The following is a 20836-nucleotide window of genomic DNA, read 5'->3' as shown; positions in this document are numbered from 1 at the left end:
TTCCTCCTCGGCGGCCCGCGGATGTCGACGAACTCAGCAGAGCAATGCGCTGTTACCCGGGACGCCGCGTCGCGTGTCGTGCCGGTAACGAAGTGCTCACCGCGGCATCGCGTGCACTGTCGTCCTCACCGTCGTGCACGCGCGTCCAATTGCTGCCGTCCGTAGCGCTGCGACGCTACCCACACCTCATCCGACGAGACAGGAGCTCATCCGTGGCCATCGACTTCACCCTCTCCGAAGAGCAGCTCGGTCTGCGCCTGCAGGCGCGGGAGTTCGCCGAGACCGTGCTCAGCCAGGTTCCCGACGTCATCGCGCCCATCCCCGACCCGCTCGACCGCTTCCGCGCCCTCAAGCCCTTCTACCAGCAGATGGTCGACGCCGGCTTCGTCAAGGGACTCATCCCCGTCGAGAACGGCGGGCACCGCTTCAGCAACCTGCAGTTCGCTCTCGCCTGCGAGGAGCTCGCGCGCGTCGAGATCAACACCCCGACCATCGTCCTCGGCACCGGTCTCGGCACCTTCCCGATCATCACGGCGGGCACGCCCGAGCAGAAGGAGCGCTTCCTCGCCCCCTTCGTCGACGGCAGCCCCGCTCTCGCGGCGATCGCGTTCACGGAGGCGGCGGGAAGCGCCAACTTCGACCACCCCGACCCGAAGTACGGCGTGCAGACCTTCGCCGTCCGCGACGGTGACGAGTGGGTCCTCAACGGACGGAAGGCGTACACGACCAATGCCTCGGGCTGGGACGACGAGGGCGCCGACATCATCAGCGTCGTCTGCCGCATCGACGAGACCAAGCCCCCGGCCGAGTCGCTCGCGATCATCGTCGTCGAGAAGGGCACGCCCGGTGTCACCTTCTCGGGCATCATCGACACGATGGGCCACCTCGCCACGAACTCGCCGTACGTGGACTTCGTCGACGTCCGCGTGCCCGTGGAGAACCTCATCGGTGCGCCCGGTGACGGGATGGCGCTGACGAAGGGATCGTTCTCGTGGACGTGCTCCAGCATCGCCGCGGCGGCGGTCGGCAAGATGCGCCGTGCCTTCGAGATCGCGTACGACTTCGTCTCGACCGAGAAGCGCTCGGGCAGTGTGCCGGTCATCGACCACCAGAACGCCGGATACATGCTCGCCGACATCAAGACGCGGATCGAGGTCGGCCGGTACTTCGCCTGGAAGGCCGCCGACCACTTCGACAAGACCGGGGGCCTCGACCGCGAGCTGTCGAACATGTCGAAGATCTACAAGTCCGAGCTCGCCGTGCAGACGGTCTATGACGCGATGCGCCTCGTCGGGGTGGACTCCTACGGCGACCGCGTACCGCTCGGCGGCATCATGCAGGACGTGCTGTGCCTGCCGATCTACGACGGCGGCAACATGGGCGTGCGACGCCGCCACCTGCATGAGATGCTGCGCACCCCGGGCTACGACCACCTGGCCGCGGCGGAGAACCGCCTGTCGGTCTGACCGACCCACCCCCGTGCGGGAACGCGGCGATGGCGGACCCGCACGGGGGTGTTCAGATCCAGTACTCGGGCGTCGTCAGCACCGCGCGGGTGTCCTCGCCGGCACGGCGTTGACGCGCTTTGGCGGGGACGCCGACGAGCACGCTGTCGGCCGGGGCATCCGCGGTCACGACGGCGTTGGCGCCGACGGCGCTGCGGGCGCCGATCGTGATCGGCCCGAGGATCTTCGCCCCGGCGCCGACCGCGACCCCGTCGTGCAGGGTCGGGTGGCGTTTGCCGCCCTCGCGCTGACGACCGCCCAGGGTGACGCCGTGGTACAGCATCACGTCGTCGCCGACCTCGGCCGTCTCGCCGACCACGACACCCATGCCGTGATCGATGAAGAAGCGTCGACCGATCGCGGCGCCGGGGTGGATCTCGATCCCGGTGAGCCACCGGGTCACCTGCGACAGGGCCCGCGCCGGGAAGCGCAGACCCCGTCGCCAGAGCCGGTTCGCGATGCGGTACGACCACACGGCGTGAAGCCCCGGGTACAGCAGCGCGATCTCGAGGCCGCCGCGCGCCGCGGGATCGCGGAGCTTGGCAGAAGAGATGTCTTCGCGGATGCGGGAGAGGACCCCCACGTCAGTCTTCGCGCAGGTGCTCGTAGAGCGCCGTCGAGAGGTACCGCTCGCCGTAGGAGGGGATGATGACGACGATGTTCTTGCCCGCCGCCTCGGGGCGCCGCGCGACCTCAAGGGCCGCCCAGATCGCCGCACCCGACGACATGCCGACCAGGATGCCGTCTTTCGCAGCCGTCTCACGGGCCAGGCGGATCGCGTCGTCGAACTCGACGTCGATCACCTCGTCGATGATGTCGCGGTCGAGGATCGCGGGCACGAAGTTGGGGCCGATGCCCTGGATCTTGTGGGGACCGGGGTGGCCCTTGGTGAGCACGGGGGAGTCGGCGGGCTCGACGGCGACGACCTTGACCCCGGGCACGCGCTCCTTGAGCACCTGGCCGACGCCGGTGATGGTGCCGCCGGTGCCGATTCCGGCGACGAAGTAGTCGACCTTGCCCTCGGTGTCGCGCAGGATCTCTTCGGCCGTGGTCTTGCGGTGGATCGCGGGGTTCGCCTCGTTCTCGAACTGGCGGGCCCAGACGGCGCCCGGCGTCTCGGCGACGATGCGCTTGGCCTCGTCCACGGCGTGCGACATGCCCTTGGTGGGATCGGTGAGTACGAGCTCGGCGCCGAAGGCCTTGAGCAGGATGCGGCGTTCCTTCGACATCGAGGCCGGCATCGTGAGGATGACCTTGTACCCGCGTGCGGCGCCCACCATGGCGAGGGCGATGCCGGTGTTGCCGCTCGTCGACTCGACGATCGTGCCGCCGGGCTTGAGCTCGCCCGAGGCTTCGGCCGCGTCGATGATGGCGATGCCGAGGCGGTCCTTGACGCTCGAGGCGGGGTTGTAGAACTCGAGCTTGGCGAGGATCCGGCCGCCCGCGCCTTCGGCGACGCGGTTCAGCCGCACGAGCGGCGTGTCGCCGAATGCAGAGGTGATGTCGGAGTGGATGCCGGGCATGGCTCGCCTTTCGCCGTCGGTCGGGACGCGATCATTTTAGGCGAGCCTTCCGACACCGCCGGCCCGTGTGACGCCGCGCGACTAGGCTGGGCTCCCGTCATGCCAAAGACCGTCCCGCTCCCCGTCCCCACGGCCCTTTCGGTCGCCGATGTCCTGCGCTCCGCCGCGCAGCGACTGCACGCGGCGGGAGTACCCGATCCGCAGGTCGACGCCGAACTCCTCGTCGCCCATGTGCTCGACTCCTCCCGCGGCGGGGTGCAGGCCGCCGCCATCCGCGGAGACCGGATGCCGGAGCCCGCCGCGCGCGCCCTCGCCCCTCTGCTCGACCGCCGTGCGGCCCGTGAGCCCCTGCAGCACCTCACCGGTCTCGCGCCGTTCCGTTCCCTGGAGCTGGCGGTGGGACCGGGCGTGTTCGTCCCGCGCCCCGAGACGGAGATGGTGGCCCAGCTCGCGATCGACGCGCTGCGCTCTGCGGCATCCGAGGCGCCGATCGCGGTCGATCTCGGAACCGGCAGCGGCGCGATCGCGCTCGCGATGGCCACCGAGGTGCCCCACGCCCGTGTCTTCGCCGCCGAGAACTCGGTTGATGCGTTCGTCTGGACGAAGCAGAACGTGGCCCGCGTCGGTGCCGACAACGTCACACTCGCCTTCGTCGACCTCGCCGACGCGTTCCGCGAGCTCGACGGGACCGTGTCGGTCGTGGCATCCAACCCTCCTTACGTTCCAGACGACGCGATCCCGCGTGATCCCGAGGTGCGTCTCTACGACCCGCCGGCGGCGCTGTACGGGGGACCGGACGGACTGGATGCCGTGCGCCATCTCAGCCGCGTCGGACTCCGGCTCGGTCACCCCGGGGCGATGATCGTCATCGAGCACGGCGAGTGGCAGGGCGAGGCCATCCGCGAGATCCTCGTCGCCGACGGCTGGCGTTCGGCCGCGACCCACCGCGATCTGACGAGCAGGGATCGCGCCACCACCGCCACCCGTCCGTGACCACGCGGAGGGCGGCGCGCGACTAGACTGACGCGCGTTATGTCACCCGTCTACGACTGCCGTGACGAATCGCAGCTGCTGTCCGGAATGCGCCACGCGCGTCAAGCGATCGGCCGCGGCGAGCTCGTCGTGCTCCCCACCGACACCGTCTACGGAATCGCCGCGGACGCCTTCAACGCGCGTGCCGTCGCGGGCCTGCTCGAGGCGAAGGGCCGCGGACGCCAGCAGCCGCCGCCCGTCCTCGTTCCCGGAGTCGGGACGCTGCGGGCCCTCGTCGCCGAGATCCCTCCCGCCGTCGACGATCTCGTTCGCGAGTTCTGGCCGGGAGGGCTGACGATCGTGCTTCCCGCCCAGCCCTCGCTCTCGTGGGACCTCGGTGACACGCACGGCACGGTCGCGGTGCGCATGCCCGCGCAGAAGATGACGCTCGAACTGCTCGAAGAGACCGGACCGCTCGCGGTGTCGAGCGCGAACCTCACGGGTCGAGCAGCGGCGGTCGACATCGACTCCGCTCGTGACATGCTCGGCGACAGTGTGGCGGCCTACCTCGACGCCGGCGTCAGCGAGACGGGCGTCGCCTCGACGATCATCGATGCCACGACACTCGTCGGGGGAGCGGAACCGCAGATCCGCGTGCTGCGCGAGGGCGCGATCTCGCGCGACCGTCTGCGCGCGGTGGTGGGCGACCTCCTCGAGCCGGACCCCGTCGACGAGGTCGTGGACCCCCTCGCGACACCCTCCGCAACGACCCCGGATGCCGAGGCGCCGGGTCCGTGACCCAATACCTCCTCACCATCCTGTTCACGGCGGCGGTCACGCTCGCGCTGTCGTGGGTGGTGTGGAAGCTTGCTCTGCGGTTCAAGCTGTACCCCGGCATCCGCGACCGCGATGTGCACAAGACGCCCACCCCGCGCCTCGGTGGTGTCGCGATGTTCCTCGGCGTGGTCGCCGCCTTCGCGCTCTCGAGCAGGAACCCCTACTTCGCGATCTTCTGGATCGACCCCGTCCCGGTGCTCTCTCTGCTTGGGGCGGTGCTGCTCATCGTGCTCGTCGGCGTCGCAGACGACCTGTGGGATCTCGACTGGATGATCAAGCTCGGGGCGCAGTTCGTGGCGGCCGGCATCATCGCCTGGTTCGGTCAGCTGCAGATCCTGTCGTTGCCGATCGGCGCACTCACGGTGGGATCGAGCTGGGTGAGCTTCCTGCTGACCGTGTTCGCGATGGTCGTCGTCATGAACGCCGTGAACTTCATCGACGGGCTGAACGGTCTCGTGGCGGGCGTCTGCCTGATCGCCAACGGCGTCTTCTTCGCGTACTCGTACCTCCTCGTGCGCGATACCGGAGCGAGCACCTACTTCAACCTCGCGTCCTTCATCGCGGCGGTGCTCGTGGGGGCGTGCCTGGGCTTCCTCCCGATGAACTGGACCCCGGCGAAGCTCTTCATGGGCGACGCGGGCGCACTCATGCTGGGGCTGCTCATGGCGAGCTCCGCCGTCGCGATCACCGGTCAGCTCGACCCCGCGGTGCTCGATCCCGAGAAGATCGGCCGTTCGCAGCTGCTCGGTGCCTTCATCCCGATCCTGTTGCCCGTGGTCATCGTGCTGCTGCCCCTGCTCGACTTCGGGCTCGCGGTCGCTCGGCGGCAGTGGGCGGGCAGATCGCCCTTCTCGCCGGACCGCAAGCACCTTCACCACCGCATGCTCGACATGGGGCACACCGACCGCGACGCGGTCCTCATCTTCTACAGCTGGACCGCCGTGGTGAGCCTCGCGTTCCTGCTGATGTACATCGGCACCCAGCAGGGCTGGCCCGGCGACTACGCGATCGGCATCGCCTTCGGCGTGACCGGTGTCGCCGCTTGCGCCGTCCTCACGCTCCTGCCCTCCCAGCACCGTCTGCGGTTGTCCCGCCGACCCCGACCCACCCGACCGGAGTCCCCCTCATGAGCAGTGTTTCGCCCGCCCCTCGTCGCCCTCTCTCCAGTACCCCGGTGCTGCGCACCGCCCTGGTATGGGGTGGCATCGTGACGGCGGTGCTGCTCGTGCTCGGGGCTGTCGTGGGCTTCCTCGTCGGGGGCGGGGGAGGCCTCGGCAGCGCCCTGTCGGGCGTCGCGGTCAGCGCGATCTTCCTCGCGGTGACGGCCATCAGCATCCTCGTGGCGAACCGCTGGTTCGGAGATGCCCTCTACGTGCCGATCTTCTTCGGAATCGTCCTGGGCGGGTGGCTGCTGAAGCTCATCCTGTTCATCGTGGCGATCGTGGTGCTGCGCGGACAGGGGTGGGTCGACCCGGTCGTGTTCTACGTGGCGCTCGTCGTCAGCGTCATCGCCTCGCTCGCCGTCGACGTGGTCGTGTTGCTGCGCATGCGTATCCCGAGCGTGAGCGACGTGACCCTGCCCACCGACCCCGACGCGGGTGATCGCCGATCCTGAGACCCCCGTATCTCATGAGGCGGCACGTCGAGGCCCATTAGTCCGTCGGCGAGACGATCACGGCACTCGGACTCATGGATCCGCCGGGAGTTTGATAGGGTTGCCGTAGTACCCACCCGCGATTGGAACTCTTCTCCAGGCTCGCACTTCGGGTAACAATCACCGACCATCGTCGCAACGGTTCACACCGATGCCCCGAAGCTGGAGCCAGCGCTGACTACTCAAGCTGCGACCCTGATCACGAACTTCGCGTCCGCGGGTGCCGAGTTCCACCCGCCGTCCATCTCGGAGTTCTTCCCGGATGCGGTGCTGTTCGAGGGCACGATCTTCGCGATCACGCGTATCAACCTCACGCAGATGCTGGCGACGCTGGCCCTCGTTCTCTTCCTCGTGCTCGGCACTCGCCGCATGAAGGTCGTCCCCGGCCGCTTCCAGAGCGTCGCCGAGATGGGCTTGGACTTCGTCCGCGTCAACATCGCCGAGGACATCCTCGGACGCAAGGACGGCAAGCGCTTCCTGCCGATCCTCACCACCATCTTCTTCATGGTGCTGTTCATGAACATCACGGGTGTCATCCCGTTCCTGAACATCGCCGGCACCAGCGTCATCGCCGTTCCGATGCTGCTCGCGATCGTGGCCTACGTCACCTTCATCTACGCAGGCATCAAGAAGAGCCCCGCCGGCTTCTTCAAGAACGCGCTGCTGCCCTCGGGCGTCCCGTGGCCGCTGTACATCATCATCGTCCCGCTCGAGTTCCTCTCCACCTTCATCATCCGGCCCGTCACCCTGACGCTGCGTCTGCTGATGAACATGGTCGTCGGTCACCTCATGCTGGTCCTGTTCTTCTCGGCGACGCAGTTCTTCGTCGTGGGGCTCAGCGGATGGTGGACGGCTCTCGGCGCCGGTTCGCTGGCCTTCGGCTTCGCCTTCACCCTGTTCGAAATCTTCGTCGCCTTCCTCCAGGCGTACGTCTTCGCGATCCTCACCGCGGTCTACATCCAGCTCGCGGTCGCAGAAGAGCACTGAGCGGCCCGGCGCACGCCGAGCCACCCAACGAAAGGAAAAAACCCGTGGACGCAACTACGGTTCTCGCCCAGGTCACCGGTAACGTCGCCACGATCGGCTACGGTCTCGCCGCCATCGGCCCCGCCATCGGCGTGGGCATCGTCGTCGGCAAGACGATCGAGGGCGTCGCCCGTCAGCCCGAGCTCGCGGGCCGCCTGCAGGTCCTGATGTTCATCGGTATCGCCTTCACCGAGGCGCTCGCCTTCATCGGTATCGCGACCGGCTTCATCTTCACTTGATCCCGGCCGCTCTCGATTCACTGTAAGGAGACAGGATGCTGAACGCTCTTGTCACTCTCGCCGCGGAGCCCGCGGGGGAAGCGCACAACCCGCTGCTTCCTGCGGTCTACGACATCATCTGGTCGGCGGTGTGCTTCGTCGTCATCATCTTCGTGGTGTGGCGCGTCGCTCTGCCGCGCATGGCGAAGCTGCTCGACGAGCGCAGTGCTGCCATCGAGGGCAACATCGCGAAGGCCGACGAGGCCCAGCGTCAGGCCGAGGCCGCCCTCGAGCAGTACACGGCTCAGCTCGCCGAGGCGCGCCGCGAAGCCGGTGAGATCCGCGAGTCCGCCACCCAGGACGGTCGCAAGATCGTCGCCGAGGCACGCGAGACCGCGGCAGCCGATGCCGCTCGCATCACCGCGTCCGCTCACGCGCAGATCGAGGCGGAGCGTCAGGCGACCCTCGTGCAGCTGCGCTCCGAGGTCGGTACCCTCGCGGTGGACCTCGCCGGCAACGTGATCGGTGAGACCCTGTCCGACGACGCGCGTGCGAACGCCGTGGTCGACCGCTTCCTCGCCGAGCTCGAGGCGTCCGAGAAGGCGGCCAAGTAATGGGCAGCGCGACCACTCAGGCGCGGACCGCGACGACGGAGGCCCTGGCCTCCGCGTCGGGCGTCGATCTCGACGTCGCGCGCGAGCTGTTCGCGGCCGTCGGTGCCGTGAGCGGATCGTCGCAGTTGAGCGGCGCGCTGTCCGACTCGTCGGTGCCGGCCCCCGCTCGCGCGGGGCTGGTCTCGGCCGTCTTCGGCTCCACCTACCGTCCCGCCACGGTCGCCCTGCTCTCCAGCGCTGCCCAGCAGCGCTGGTCGAACGCCGGGCAGTTCGTCGAGGGTCTCGAAGAGCTGGCGATCCAGGCGACCTCGGTCGCCGAGTCGGCGGACATCGAGTCGGAGCTGTTCGCCTTCTCGCGCACCGTCGCGAGCAACGGCGAGCTCGAGCTCGCTCTCGGTGGGCGCCTCGGCGGGGCCTCGGCGAAGGGGTCGCTCGTCTCGACCCTTCTCGACGGCCGCGCGAGCACCGGCACCGCACTCATCGTGTCGTCGCTGGTGCAGCACGCCCGCGGCCGCCGCGTACGCGCCCTGCTTCGCCGGGCCGAGCGCATCGTCGCCGACCAGCGCGCGCGGATCGTCGCCACCGTGTACGCCGCAGCCCCCCTCAGCGCCGAACAGCAGACTCGTCTGCAGAACGCTCTCAGCGCACGTTACGGTTCAGCGGTCACGCTGAACACCGTGATCGACCCGACGGTGGTCGGCGGTCTGCGCGTGCAGGTCGCGGACGACGTCATCGACGCGAGCGTGTCCGCACGTCTCGCTGACCTCCGCCAGCGGATCGCAGGCTAAAGACTTTCCGCCCGAATGGGCGTGGATCTGGGGGCCGAGTGCCCCACGAACGAAGGAAGACAATGGCAGATCTCTCTATCAGCCCCGACGTCATTCGTGACGCGCTGAAGGACTTCGTCAACGCCTACGAGCCCACCGGCGCCGCGGCGACCGAGGTCGGCGCCGTCGTCGACGCGGCCGACGGCATCGCGCACGTCGAGGGCCTTCCGGGCGTCATGGCCAACGAGCTCATCCGCTTCGCGGACGGCACGCTGGGCCTCGCTCAGAACCTCGACGAGAACGAGATCGGTGTGGTCGTCCTCGGCGACTTCGCCGGCATCGAAGAAGGCCAGAGCGTCACTCGCACCGGTGAGGTCCTCTCGGTGGGTGTCGGTGACGGCTACCTGGGCCGCGTCGTCGACCCGCTCGGCAACCCGATCGACGGTCTCGGCGAGATCGCGACCGAGGGGCGTCGCGCGCTCGAGCTCCAGGCTCCCGGCGTCATGCAGCGCAAGAGCGTCCACGAGCCGCTGCAGACCGGCATCAAGGCGATCGACGCCATGATCCCCGTCGGTCGTGGCCAGCGTCAGCTCATCATCGGCGACCGCCAGACCGGTAAGACGGCGATCGCGATCGACACGATCATCAACCAGCGGGCCAACTGGGAGTCCGGCGACGTCAACAAGCAGGTGCGTTGCATCTACGTCGCGATCGGCCAGAAGGGCTCGACCATCGCTTCGGTGAAGGGCGCCCTCGAGGAGGCGGGCGCGATGGAGTACACCACCATCGTCGCCGCCCCGGCGTCCGACCCCGCCGGCTTCAAGTACCTCGCCCCCTACACCGGCTCGGCCATCGGCCAGCACTGGATGTACGGCGGCAAGCACGTGCTGATCATCTTCGATGACCTGTCGAAGCAGGCCGAGGCCTACCGTGCCGTTTCGCTGCTGCTCCGCCGCCCGCCGGGCCGCGAGGCTTACCCCGGCGACGTCTTCTACCTGCACTCGCGTCTGCTCGAGCGCTGCGCGAAGCTCTCCGACGAGCTCGGTGCCGGTTCGATGACGGGTCTGCCCATCATCGAGACGAAGGCGAACGACGTCTCGGCGTACATCCCGACCAACGTGATCTCCATCACCGACGGCCAGATCTTCCTGCAGTCCGACCTCTTCAACGCCAACCAGCGTCCCGCTGTCGACGTGGGTATCTCGGTCTCGCGAGTGGGCGGTGACGCTCAGGTCAAGTCGATCAAGAAGGTGTCGGGAACCCTGAAGCTCGAGCTCGCGCAGTACCGCTCGCTCGAGGCCTTCGCGATGTTCGCCAGCGACCTCGACGCGGCTTCACGTCGTCAGCTCGCCCGCGGTGCGCGTCTGACCGAGCTGCTCAAGCAGCCGCAGTACTCGCCGTACCCCGTCGAGGAGCAGGTCGTCTCGATCTGGGCCGGAACGAACGGCAAGCTCGACACCGTCGAGGTGTCCGACGTCCTGCGCTTCGAGCGCGAGCTGCTGGACTACCTCCGCCGCAACTCGACGGTGCTCGACACCCTGCGTGAGACCAACGTGCTCGGTGACGACACGCTCGCGGAGCTCGAGCAGAAGATCGACGCATTCGCGAAGGAATTCCAGCCCGGCAAGGACCAGGGCGTCGTCGGCGCCGAGAAGGTCGACGCTGCCGAGGCGGAAGACGTCAACCAGGAGCGGATCGTCAAGGGCCGTCGCTGATAGCGACGACACGAGAACGGAATCATGGGCGCACAACTGCGGGTCTACAAGCAGAAGATCTCTTCTGCTCAGACGACCAAGAAGATCACGAAGGCGATGGAGCTCATCGCGGCTTCGCGCATCCAGAAGGCGATGGCGCGTGTGCGCGCGGCATCGCCCTTCGCGCGGGCCGTCACGAGCGCCGTCTCCGCGGTGGCCACGCACTCCTCCGTCGACCACCCGCTGACGACCGAGCGCGAGAACATCCGCCGTTCGGCCCTGGTCGTGTTCACCTCCGACCGAGGCCTGGCGGGAGCGTTCAACTCGCAGATCCTTCGCGAGGCTCTCGAGCTGGCCGAGCTCCTGCGTTCGCAGGGCAAGGACGTGGTGTTCTACCTGGTGGGTCGCAAGGCCGTCGGCTACTTCCAGTTCCGCCGCATGGCGAGCGCCGCGCAGTGGGTCGGTGACACCGACACCCCGCAGTTCTCCACCGCGGAGGAAATCTCGGATGCCGTTCTCCAGGCGTATCGCGCTGGTGGCGACAACGAGGGTGTCGACGAGATCCACCTCGTGTACAACCGCTTCGTCAGCATGATGACGCAGTCGCCCGAGTCGGTGCGCCTGCTTCCGCTCGCGGTGCTCGAGGCCGACGAGGCCCCGGGTCAGGCCGAGATCTACCCGCTCTACGAGTTCGAGCCGGACGCCGAGACCGTGCTCGATGCGCTTCTGCCGGTCTACGTCCAGAGCCGAATTTTCAACGCCCTCCTCCAGTCGTCGGCCGCCAAGCACGCCGCGACGCAGAAGGCCATGAAGTCGGCCAGCGACAACGCCGACAAGCTCATCACCGACTACACCCGCCTGCGCAACAACGCGCGTCAGGCGGAGATCACGCAGCAGATCGCCGAGATCGTCGGCGGCGCCGATGCTCTGGCATCCGGCAAGTAAGTTCCCAAGGAGAGAAGAAGCCATGAGCCTCACCGCCGAGAAGACCGACGCGGCCGTCGTCGGACGCGTCGCGCGCGTCACCGGCCCGGTCGTCGACATCGAGTTCCCGCATGACGCGATCCCCGAGATCTACAACGCGCTGAAGACCACGATCACCATCGGTGACGAGTCGACCGAGATCACCCTCGAGGTCGCTCAGCACCTCGGTGACGACCTCGTGCGCGCCATCGCCCTCAAGCCCACCGACGGCATCGTCCGCGGTCAGGAAGTGCGTGACACCCGCGGCCCCATCTCGGTGCCCGTCGGAGACGTCACCAAGGGCAAGGTCTTCGATGTCACCGGTGAGGTGCTCAACGCCGCTCCCGGTGAGCAGGTCGAGATCACCGAGCGTTGGGGCATCCACCGCAAGGCGCCCAGCTTCGACCAGCTCGAGTCCAAGACCGAGATGTTCGAGACCGGCATCAAGTCGATCGACCTCCTCACCCCGTACGTGCAGGGTGGAAAGATCGGCCTCTTCGGTGGCGCCGGCGTCGGCAAGACCGTCCTGATCCAGGAGATGATCCAGCGCGTCGCGCAGGACCACGGTGGTGTCTCGGTGTTCGCCGGTGTCGGTGAGCGTACCCGTGAGGGCAACGACCTCATCGGCGAGATGGAAGAGGCCGGTGTCTTCGACAAGACCGCCCTCGTGTTCGGTCAGATGGACGAGCCGCCGGGAACGCGTCTGCGCGTCGCGCTGTCGGCCCTGACGATGGCTGAGTACTTCCGTGACGTCCAGAAGCAGGACGTGCTGCTGTTCATCGACAACATCTTCCGCTTCACGCAGGCCGGTTCCGAGGTCTCGACGCTGCTCGGCCGCATGCCCTCGGCCGTGGGTTACCAGCCGAACCTCGCCGACGAGATGGGCGTGCTCCAGGAGCGCATCACCTCCACGCGCGGCCACTCGATCACCTCGCTGCAGGCGATCTACGTCCCCGCCGACGACTACACCGACCCGGCTCCGGCGACCACCTTCGCTCACCTCGACGCGACCACCGAGCTGTCGCGTGAGATCGCGTCGAAGGGTCTCTACCCGGCCATCGACCCGCTCACCTCCACGAGCCGCATCCTCGACCCGCGCTACATCGGTGCCGACCACTACCGCGTGGCCACCTCGGTGAAGCAGATCCTCCAGAAGAACAAGGAACTGCAGGAGATCATCGCCATCCTCGGTGTCGACGAGCTCTCGGAAGAGGACAAGATCGTCGTGTCGCGTGCGCGTCGTATCCAGCAGTTCCTCTCGCAGAACACCTACATGGCCAAGAAGTTCACCGGTGTCGAGGGCTCCACGGTCCCGATCAAGGAGACCATCGAGTCGTTCGACGCGATCGTCAAGGGTGAGTTCGACCACGTTGCCGAGCAGGCGTTCTTCAACGTCGGTGGCATCTCCGACGTCGAGGCCAAGTGGGCGCAGATCCAGAAGGAGAACGGCTGACATGTCGTTGCGCGTGAGCCTGGTGTCGGCCGACGCCGAGGTGTGGACGGGGGAGGCCTCGCTCGTCGTGGCCAAGACCGTCGAGGGTGAGATCGGTTTCATGCAGGGTCATGAGCCGGTTCTCGCGATCCTCGCCCAGGGCGAGGTGCGCATCACCCGTACCGACGGCTCGAAGATCCTCGCCAACGCCGAGGACGGCTTCCTGTCGATGGCGAACGACGAACTCACGATCGTCGCCGGAAACGCGGCACTCGTCTCCTGACACCGTCTCTTTCCCTCGACGCGCGTCGCCCGATTCCGGGCGGCGCGCGTCGTCTGTCTGCGGAGAACCCATGCTCGTCCTTCTTCCCCCGTCCGAGACCAAGCGACCGGGCGGCGACGGCCTCCCTCTCGATCTCGCGGGGCTGCCCCTGCCCTCGTTGAGCGGTGCGCGCAAGACCGTCGTCGATGCGCTGGTCGCTCTCTCCTCCGATGAGGAAGAAGCCGCGCGGGTACTCAAGATCAGCGCGAAGCGTCGGCACGAGATCGGCGACAACGCGGCCCTGCGTACCGCGCCGACCATGCCGGCGATCGATCGCTACACCGGGGTCCTCTTCGATGCCCTGGATGCCGCCGGCCTCGACGCCGCGGCGCGTGCCTGGCTCGGCGACCACGTGATGATCCAGTCCGCGCCGTTCGGACCGGTCGGAGCTCTCGATGGCATCCCGGCCTATCGTCTCGCGGCGGGCACATCGCTGCCGGGCACTCCGGCGCTGCGACGCATCTGGGCAGACGCCGTGAGCCAGGCGTGGGCAGAGCTTCGGCCGGACTTCGTCCTCGACCTGCGCTCGGAGGCGTACGCCGCGCTCGGTCCCCTTCCCGCCGGGGTGGCGGCGGTGTACGTCCGCGTGATGAGCGAGGACTCCGGCGGCGCGGCGCGCGCCCTCAACCACTTCAACAAACACGCGAAGGGGGAGCTGGTCCGGGCGCTGGCCGTGCAACGAGCGCAGATCGAGACCATCGACGACCTTCATGAATGGGCGGAGGGCGCGGGGTGGACGCTCCGCGCCGGCGCACCCGGCGAGGTGGCGCTGATTGTATAAGTCTCGCGCGCCCCTGTCAGGAAAGTCTCAGGATCGCTAGCATGTGAGACGCGGGGGGCGCATGGATGCTTCCCGCGCACTCGCTTGGAAAGGAACTCGCATGAGTGACTCCTACTACTACGACGACGGGAGCGGTGCCGCCGCTCTCGCAGCAGTCTTGCTCGTCCTGATCCCGATCCTCTTCATCCTCGCTGTCGCGGCATACGTGATCTCGTCGTTCCTCTACATGAAGATCTTCGAGAAGGCCGGTGTGCAGGGCAAGTGGCGCGCCTGGGTGCCCGTATACAACGGCCTCATCGCCGCCAAGCTCGGCGATGTCTCGCCGTGGGTGGTCCTGATCGTCGCGGTCGCCTCGAGCGTGCTCTCGAACATCCCGGTCATCGGCCCGATCTTCAGCCTCGCGATCCTTGCGGTCGCGGTCATGTACTCGTACCGCATCGGCCTCAAGCTCGGTAAGGACTGGCCGCTGCTCCTGCTGTGGTTGATCCCCGGTATCGGCGCGCTCATCTGGCTCGCGATCATCGCCTTCAGCAACAATCGATGGAACCCCGCGATCGCTCCCGCGCCGTGGGCCAACTCCTTCCTCGCCGACAAGACGGTGTGGAACGGCATCCCCGTTCAGCCGAGTCAGCCCGTCGCCGGCAACGGTGGCGGATACGCCGGCCCCGGCTACGGAGCGCCCCCGGCGCAGCAGCCGTACAACCCGCCGGCCACGGGTACGACCCCGCCGCCTCCGGCTCCGCCGGCAGGCCCCCAGGTCTGACGTCATCGAAGGGCTCCTCGTCACGACGGGGAGCCCTTCGTCGTACGCGGCGATAGCGTGGAGGGATGACGTCTCCCGTTCTTCCCCTCCGCGGCGTAGGCCGTTCCGGACTCCGCGTATCCGCGGTAGGCCTCGGCTGCAACAACTTCGGGCGCGCCGGCACGGCGACCGAGACGATCGAGGGCACGCGGGCGGTACTCGACGCCGCCATCGGGGCGGGGGTGACCTTCCTCGACACCGCCGACATGTACGGACGCGAGTTCGGTCTGTCCGAGAGCCTGCTGGGGGAGGCTCTCGAGGGACGACGCGACCAGGTCGTCCTCGCGACGAAGTTCGGGCACTCCGACTTCGCGCCGGCGATCTCGGGAGGGGCGAAGGGGTCCCGCACGCATGTGCGCCGCGCCGTCGAAGCCTCGCTGCGTCGCCTGCGGACGGACTGGATCGATCTCTACCAGCTGCACACGCCCGATCCGTCGACCCCGATCGATGAGACGCTCGACGCTCTGAGCGACTTGGTTCGCGAGGGCAAGGTCCGTTACGTCGGCCACTCGAACTTCGCGGGGTGGCAGATCGCCGAGGCCGACCACGCGGCGCGGGGGGTGCGTTTCGTCTCGACCCAGAATCAGTACAGCCTGCTCGCGCGCGCCGCAGAGCGTGAGGTCATTCCCGCGGCTGAGCGCTACGGCCTGGGGCTCCTGCCCTTCTTCCCCCTGCACAACGGACTGCTCACCGGCAAGTTCACGCGTGACGGCGGGCCGGAGGACAGTCGCATCATGCGCCAGAGGCGGCATCTGTGGAGTGAGGCGCCGTGGGACGCGCTCGAGCGCTACCAGGCGTTCTGCGACGCGCGCGGCATCAGCATGCTCGAGGCGACCTTCGCCTGGTTCCTGTCCAAGCCCGTCGTCTCGAGCGTGATCGCCGGAGCGACGAGTCCCGAGCAGGTCCGAGCGAACGCCGCCGCGGCTACCGCGTGGACGCCGAGCGGGGAGGACCTCGTCGAGCTCGACGGCATCCTGCCCCTTCCCGCGGATCCTGCCGCGGGGTGATCGACACGGAGGTCAGGCGCACCTGCGGCGCGTCCGCGGATCGGGGGCGAGCGTCGACTAAGATGACAGGGCCGTGCGGTTCCGCCGGCGCAGTCGGCCAACCGGAGGATCGTTCGTGCCCGAGGTGACCACCCACACGCGCACCGTCTCGCTCGGCGAAACCGTCCTCGAGCTGTCGTGGGCAGCGAGCACCGAGGTCGGACGTCGCCGCGAGGTCAATCAAGATGCGGTCTTGGCCGACTACCCGCTGTTCGTGGTGGCCGACGGTATGGGCGGACACCTGGGCGGAGAGATCGCCAGCGCGAGCACCGTCGAACGTCTCCGTGCCGTCGTCGCGACCGGTCCCGTCTCGACCAAGAACATCGAGAAGGCCCTGTCCCGCGCGGTCAAAGACATCGTGGCCCACCCGGAGACGACCGACGAGGGCACCGGCACCACGCTCACGGGCGTATACCTCGAGACCCAGACGGACGAACCCCACTGGGTGACCCTGAACATCGGCGACTCGCGCGTGTATCTTCTGCGCGACGGCGAGATCGTCCAGGTGACGACCGATCACTCGGTGGTCCAAGAGCTCATCGCGGCGGGACGCCTCAGCCCCGAAGAGGCGGAGAACCACCCGTACGGCAACGTCATCACGCGGGCCGTCGGCCCGAGCGACAGCGTCAAGCCCGACTATCTTCGCCTCGACGTGCTCGACGGTGACCGCTTCGTCATCTGCTCCGACGGTTTGACCAAGGAGCTCACCGACTTCGGCATCCGTCATTTCCTCGAGGCGAACGCCGACCCGGCCGCGGCCGTCGACGCGATGATGGCGGCCGCGCTCGAGAACGGTGGGCGTGACAACATCTCGATCGTCGTGCTCGACGTCATCCGTCGCCCCGCATAAATTCATCTTGACCGCGGAGACCCGCGGATTCTACGTTCGGCATATGACCTCCGCACCCGAACGGACGGCCGGCAAAGGCCTGGCCGCCGGCACCCTCGGTCTCTGGGGCTCGACCGTGATCGGTCTGGCATCCACCGCTCCGGTGTATTCCCTCGTCGCCACCCTCGGATTCGTCGTCCTCGCGGTGGGGGCTTCGGCGCCGATCGCTTTCGTCCTCGCGTTCATCCCGATGCTGTTCATCGCCTTCGCCTATCGCGAGCTCAACAACGAGGTGCCCGATTGCGGGACCACGTTCACCTGGAGCACGAAGGCCTTCGGTCCGTGGGCCGGGTGGATGGGCGGCTGGGGCGTCGCGGTCGCCGGGATCGTCGTGCTCGCCAATCTCTCGCAGATCGCGGGTGTCTACCTCTGGTCCCTCGTCGGTGACGGCTCTCTCGCCCAGAACGTGCCGCTCGTCACCGCCACCGGCGTCGCGTTCATCGCGGCGATGACCTTTATCAGCTACCGCGGTGTCGAGATCGGCGAGCGGATCCAGAACATCCTGCTCGCGGTGCAGTACGTCGTGCTCGCGCTGTTCGTGGTGCTGGCGCTGTGGAAGTTCTTCGACGGCACCGCGCCGAACCCCACGCCTTTCGACCTCGCATGGTTCAACCCGTTCGGTTTCACGGACTGGAGCGGGTTCACCGAGGCGGTTCTGCTCGCCCTCTTCATCTACTGGGGCTGGGACACCTGCCTGGCGCTCAACGAAGAGACCAAAGACCCCCAGCGCATCCCCGGGCGCGCGGCATTGCTCACGACCGTCATCCTGCTCGGCACGTACGTCACGGTCACCGTCGCGGCGATGATGTACGCCGGGGTCGGAGAAGACGGGGCGGGCCTGGCCAACCCCGCGAACGCCGACGACGTGTTCCTCGCCCTCAAGGACGATCTGTTCGGTCCGTTCGGATGGGTCCTCGTCGTCGCGGTGCTCATCTCGGCGGTGTCGTCCACGCAGACCACCATCCTCCCCACGGCGCGCGGAACGCTCGCCATGGCCGCGTACAAGGCACTGCCGCATCGTTTCCAGACGGTGCACCCCCGCTACCGCACACCGTCGTTCTCGACCCTCGTGATGGGGATCGTCGCCAGCGTCTACTACGTGGGCATGACGCTCATCAGCGACAACATCCTGCAGGACTCGATCCTGTCGCTCGGCCTCGCCATCGCCTTCTACTACGCCATGACCGGCTACGCCTGCGTCTGGTACTACCGCCGCCAGCTGTTCTCCTCGGCGAAGAGCCTTGTCTATCGCGGCATCCTGCCCCTGCTCGGAGCCCTCATGCTGACCTACGCCTTCGTGCAGTCGGCGATCGACATGTACGACCCCGAGTACGGCAACACCGTGCTGCTGGGCATCGGGGGCACCTTCGTGGTCGGAATCGGTGCGCTCGCGCTCGGCGTCGTCCTGATGATGCTCTGGTTCGTGTTCCCGGCGGCCAAGCCGTTCTTCCGGGGCGAGAGCCTCAATCGCGAAACCGAGGTGCTCGTGCCGGACGAGCCGATCGCCCACCCTCGATCGGTCGACGGAGGTATCTGACTCGAAGCGCCCCGCGTCGCGCAGGACGAGATCGGGTCAGACGGCGGAGCGGATGGAGCCGACCTCGTGGCCGCCGCCCAGCACCGACAGCGAAAGCTGCGCGACGGTGTCGGCGACCTCCTGCGAGGTGAGGGCACCGACGCGTTCGAGCAGCCGCAGGGCGACGACGTGTCCGGCGCGGTTGGAGCCGTCGAGCATCTTCAGAGCGACCGTGGTGCCGTCGGGTGCGGTCATGACCTGCACACCCTCGGCGCCCATCTTCGAGAACACGCCGAGTCGCTCGATGACCACCGTGTCGGGGCGACCGGGGCCGTCGATCGTCCACGGGTTCTCTTTCACCGCGCGCACGAGGGTGCCGGCGCTGCGGTGCAGCGCGAAGGGGGAGCGCTCCGACGACGTCGCGATGCGCTGGATGGCTCGAGCGAGCCCGACGAGGCTCATGGCGTAGACGGGAGCGCCGCAGCCGTCGATCGCGGTCGTCGTCATACGCTCACCCACGAGACGCTCGATGACCTCGCGGATGTGCGCCTGGAGCGGGTGCTGCGGGTCGAGGTAATCGCCCGTGCTCCAGCCGTTGGCCACGCACGTCACGAGCATCGCGGCGTGCTTGCCCGAGCAGTTCATGCGCAACGGCGAGGGGGAGGCGTGGTCGCGCACCATCTCGTCACGCGAAGCGGTGTCGGTGGGCCACGCGGCGGGGCAGCCCAGGTCGTCCTCGGTGAGGCCGGCGGCCTGCAGGATGCCGCGGGCCACCTCGGCGTGACGCTCGGTGCCCGCGTGGCTCGCCATCGAGATCGCGAGACGCTCGTCGGCCAGCTCGGCTCCGGCCGACAGACACGCCAGGGCCTGGAGCGGTTTCATGCTCGAGCGGGGGAGGAACAGGGCGCCCGCCTCGCCGAGGGAGAGCTTCTCGGTCCCGTCGGGCGCGAGGACCACGGCGACGCCGTAGTGACGGGATTCGACGAAGCCGTTGCGGTCCACGACGGCGAGTTCGACGGAGGCGGGAGGTGTTGCGGGCATCCCTCCATCGTATCCGGCCGGCCCCTCTTCCACGGGGGCGGCCAGATCGCGCGAGCGGCCGGGAATCGTCGCTCCCAGGAATCGCCGGACGACGTTCCCCGGCGTCTCCTGCCGCGCGGACGGGGCAGACTGGGGGCATGAACGGAGAGCATCACTACCGCCTGCGCTCGACCTGGACCGGCGATCTGGGAACGGGCACGAGCGGGTATCGCGACTATGAGCGTGCCGTGACCCTCGAGGTCGACGGCAAGCCCGCGATCGCGGCATCCGCCGACAAGCCCTTCCGGGGCGACCCGGCCAAGTGGAACCCCGAGGAGCTGCTCATCGCGGCGCTGAGCGAGTGCCATCTGCTGTCGTATCTGCACGCGTGCGTCACGACCGGTGTCGTCGTCACCGCCTACGAGGACGATGCTTCGGGGACGATGCAGGAGGACGGCAACAGCGGGGGAGCCTTCACCGAGGTCGTCCTTCGCCCCCGCGTGCGCGTCGCCGAGGAGTCGATGGTCGAGGCCGCGCTGGCCGCTCACCGGCAGGCGCGTGAGTGGTGCTTCATCGCCAACTCGGTGAACTTCCCCGTGCGACACGAGCCCGAGGTCACCGCGGGCTGAGCGCCGCGCGTCGCGGGAGGCGCGGTCGGGCGTCGTACAGTGAGCGCATGCAGCTCGAACCCGCCCTGCGCCGCCTCGACCGGATCGCCGGCGGGCGCCAGGCCGATCACCGCGTCTCCGTCTCCGCCGATCCGAAGGTGCACCGCGCCTTCCGGGCGATCACGTTGCTGCTGGTCGTGGGCTTCGTGCTGGGTGTCGCGACGGTCGCGGTCGCCTTCGTCATGACCCTGAACGGCGAAGACGTCGGTTTCGCGGTGTGGATGCGGTGCCTCGTGGTGCTCGCGATCACCACGACCCTGTTCTACTTCCTCTGGCGCGCCCGCGCCGGGTGGTACTGGGCGTTCCGCCGCCTGCAGCTGTTCAGCCGCATCTTCCCCATCGTCGCCCTCGTGCTGGCGGCAATCCCCGGTCTCTATCCCTTCTGGGTCGTGACCGAGCAGATCCTCTTCGCGATCCTGCTCATCGGCGTCTCGGACTACCTGCTCTCCGACGCCGTACGTGCGGCGTATCCCAAGCCGCAGCGTTGAGGGTTGCGGCATCCGGATGCCGCACACCCGGCGTCTCGAGAGGGTGACGCCCCCCATGCTCAGCGGCCTCGCCTCCGTGCGAAAGGGCACGCGAACGAC

The 20836-nt window shown here is 68.1% G+C and carries 23 protein-coding genes; 20 read left to right on the top strand and 3 right to left on the bottom strand.

Features of this window, described 5'->3' with window-relative positions:
* Window positions 1-212: 212 nt before the first annotated feature.
* On the top strand, window positions 213-1466 hold the full coding sequence (locus tag AB6V29_RS11945; protein WP_369358849.1) for an acyl-CoA dehydrogenase family protein: 1254 nt from the start codon (window positions 213-215) through the stop codon (window positions 1464-1466).
* A 52-nt stretch (window positions 1467-1518) separates the two neighbouring features.
* Here the strand turns inward: AB6V29_RS11945 and epsC are convergent, their stop codons facing one another.
* Window positions 1519-2088, bottom strand: a complete 570-nt coding sequence (gene epsC, locus AB6V29_RS11940; protein ID WP_369358846.1) for a serine O-acetyltransferase EpsC — start codon at window positions 2086-2088, stop codon at window positions 1519-1521.
* A gap of 1 nt (window position 2089) precedes the next feature.
* Complete coding sequence (gene cysK / locus AB6V29_RS11935; RefSeq protein ID WP_369358845.1) at window positions 2090-3028, bottom strand: cysteine synthase A; 939 nt, start codon at window positions 3026-3028, stop codon at window positions 2090-2092.
* A gap of 99 nt (window positions 3029-3127) precedes the next feature.
* Here cysK and prmC point away from each other — a divergent pair, with 99 nt between their 5' ends.
* The 17 genes from prmC to AB6V29_RS11850 all read left to right on the top strand — a co-directional run bounded on the left by prmC (window position 3128) and on the right by AB6V29_RS11850 (window position 18582).
* Window positions 3128-4021, top strand: coding sequence for a peptide chain release factor N(5)-glutamine methyltransferase (gene prmC / locus AB6V29_RS11930; RefSeq protein ID WP_369358843.1), 894 nt, complete (start codon window positions 3128-3130; stop codon window positions 4019-4021).
* 39 nt (window positions 4022-4060) lie between these two features.
* Entirely contained in the window at window positions 4061-4798 is a 738-nt protein-coding gene (locus AB6V29_RS11925; protein ID WP_210071969.1) for an L-threonylcarbamoyladenylate synthase, read from the top strand.
* A complete protein-coding gene (locus tag AB6V29_RS11920) occupies window positions 4795-5967 on the top strand; it encodes an MraY family glycosyltransferase (RefSeq protein ID WP_115920134.1) in 1173 nt (390 codons plus the stop codon). The genes AB6V29_RS11925 and AB6V29_RS11920 overlap by 4 nt, the downstream gene beginning before the upstream one ends.
* Window positions 5964-6452, top strand: coding sequence for a hypothetical protein (locus AB6V29_RS11915; protein ID WP_307315833.1), 489 nt, complete (start codon window positions 5964-5966; stop codon window positions 6450-6452). Before AB6V29_RS11920 ends, AB6V29_RS11915 begins: the two co-directional genes overlap by 4 nt.
* Before the next feature lie 234 nt (window positions 6453-6686).
* Window positions 6687-7478, top strand: coding sequence for a F0F1 ATP synthase subunit A (gene atpB / locus AB6V29_RS11910; RefSeq protein WP_369358875.1), 792 nt, complete (start codon window positions 6687-6689; stop codon window positions 7476-7478).
* A 44-nt stretch (window positions 7479-7522) separates the two neighbouring features.
* Window positions 7523-7756, top strand: a complete 234-nt coding sequence (gene atpE, locus AB6V29_RS11905) for a F0F1 ATP synthase subunit C (protein WP_043360904.1) — start codon at window positions 7523-7525, stop codon at window positions 7754-7756.
* Window positions 7757-7791: 35 nt separating this feature from the next.
* Window positions 7792-8349 carry a F0F1 ATP synthase subunit B gene (locus AB6V29_RS11900; protein WP_103210253.1) on the top strand — a complete coding sequence of 186 codons (558 nt, stop codon included), beginning with the start codon at window positions 7792-7794 and terminating at the stop codon, window positions 8347-8349.
* On the top strand, window positions 8349-9137 hold the full coding sequence (locus AB6V29_RS11895; protein WP_369358840.1) for a F0F1 ATP synthase subunit delta: 789 nt from the start codon (window positions 8349-8351) through the stop codon (window positions 9135-9137). Before AB6V29_RS11900 ends, AB6V29_RS11895 begins: the two co-directional genes overlap by 1 nt.
* Window positions 9138-9199: 62 nt before the next feature.
* Window positions 9200-10831, top strand: coding sequence for a F0F1 ATP synthase subunit alpha (gene atpA / locus AB6V29_RS11890; protein WP_103210257.1), 1632 nt, complete (start codon window positions 9200-9202; stop codon window positions 10829-10831).
* 24 nt (window positions 10832-10855) lie between these two features.
* Window positions 10856-11755, top strand: a complete 900-nt coding sequence (locus AB6V29_RS11885; RefSeq protein ID WP_369358838.1) for a F0F1 ATP synthase subunit gamma — start codon at window positions 10856-10858, stop codon at window positions 11753-11755.
* A gap of 22 nt (window positions 11756-11777) precedes the next feature.
* A complete protein-coding gene (atpD, locus tag AB6V29_RS11880) occupies window positions 11778-13226 on the top strand; it encodes a F0F1 ATP synthase subunit beta (RefSeq protein ID WP_210071965.1) in 1449 nt (482 codons plus the stop codon).
* A 1-nt stretch (window position 13227) separates the two neighbouring features.
* Complete coding sequence (locus AB6V29_RS11875) at window positions 13228-13488, top strand: F0F1 ATP synthase subunit epsilon (RefSeq protein ID WP_058597269.1); 261 nt, start codon at window positions 13228-13230, stop codon at window positions 13486-13488.
* A gap of 70 nt (window positions 13489-13558) precedes the next feature.
* Window positions 13559-14308 carry a YaaA family protein gene (locus tag AB6V29_RS11870; RefSeq protein ID WP_369358836.1) on the top strand — a complete coding sequence of 250 codons (750 nt, stop codon included), beginning with the start codon at window positions 13559-13561 and terminating at the stop codon, window positions 14306-14308.
* A 100-nt stretch (window positions 14309-14408) separates the two neighbouring features.
* Window positions 14409-15071 carry a large exoprotein gene (locus AB6V29_RS11865; RefSeq protein WP_210071963.1) on the top strand — a complete coding sequence of 221 codons (663 nt, stop codon included), beginning with the start codon at window positions 14409-14411 and terminating at the stop codon, window positions 15069-15071.
* A 65-nt stretch (window positions 15072-15136) separates the two neighbouring features.
* Window positions 15137-16117, top strand: coding sequence for an aldo/keto reductase (locus AB6V29_RS11860; RefSeq protein ID WP_307315844.1), 981 nt, complete (start codon window positions 15137-15139; stop codon window positions 16115-16117).
* Window positions 16118-16232: 115 nt separating this feature from the next.
* A complete protein-coding gene (locus AB6V29_RS11855; protein WP_267786544.1) occupies window positions 16233-17006 on the top strand; it encodes a PP2C family serine/threonine-protein phosphatase in 774 nt (257 codons plus the stop codon).
* A gap of 43 nt (window positions 17007-17049) precedes the next feature.
* Window positions 17050-18582, top strand: coding sequence for an APC family permease (locus AB6V29_RS11850; protein WP_307315848.1), 1533 nt, complete (start codon window positions 17050-17052; stop codon window positions 18580-18582).
* Window positions 18583-18618: 36 nt separating this feature from the next.
* On the opposite strand, the gene AB6V29_RS11845 is transcribed toward AB6V29_RS11850, so the two are convergent.
* Complete coding sequence (locus AB6V29_RS11845) at window positions 18619-19602, bottom strand: asparaginase (protein WP_210071959.1); 984 nt, start codon at window positions 19600-19602, stop codon at window positions 18619-18621.
* Window positions 19603-19739: 137 nt separating this feature from the next.
* On the opposite strand from AB6V29_RS11845, the gene AB6V29_RS11840 reads away from it, so the two are divergent.
* Window positions 19740-20210 carry an OsmC family protein gene (locus tag AB6V29_RS11840; RefSeq protein WP_307315854.1) on the top strand — a complete coding sequence of 157 codons (471 nt, stop codon included), beginning with the start codon at window positions 19740-19742 and terminating at the stop codon, window positions 20208-20210.
* 47 nt (window positions 20211-20257) lie between these two features.
* Entirely contained in the window at window positions 20258-20737 is a 480-nt protein-coding gene (locus tag AB6V29_RS11835) for a hypothetical protein (RefSeq protein ID WP_210071957.1), read from the top strand.
* Window positions 20738-20836: the final 99 nt, after the last annotated feature.

It is taken from the genome of Microbacterium sp. 20-116 (assembly GCF_041079415.1).
Lineage (GTDB): Bacteria > Actinomycetota > Actinomycetes > Actinomycetales > Microbacteriaceae > Microbacterium.
The sequence above is the reverse complement of the archived record's forward strand: the minus strand, read 5'-3'. Positions and strand labels throughout refer to the sequence as shown.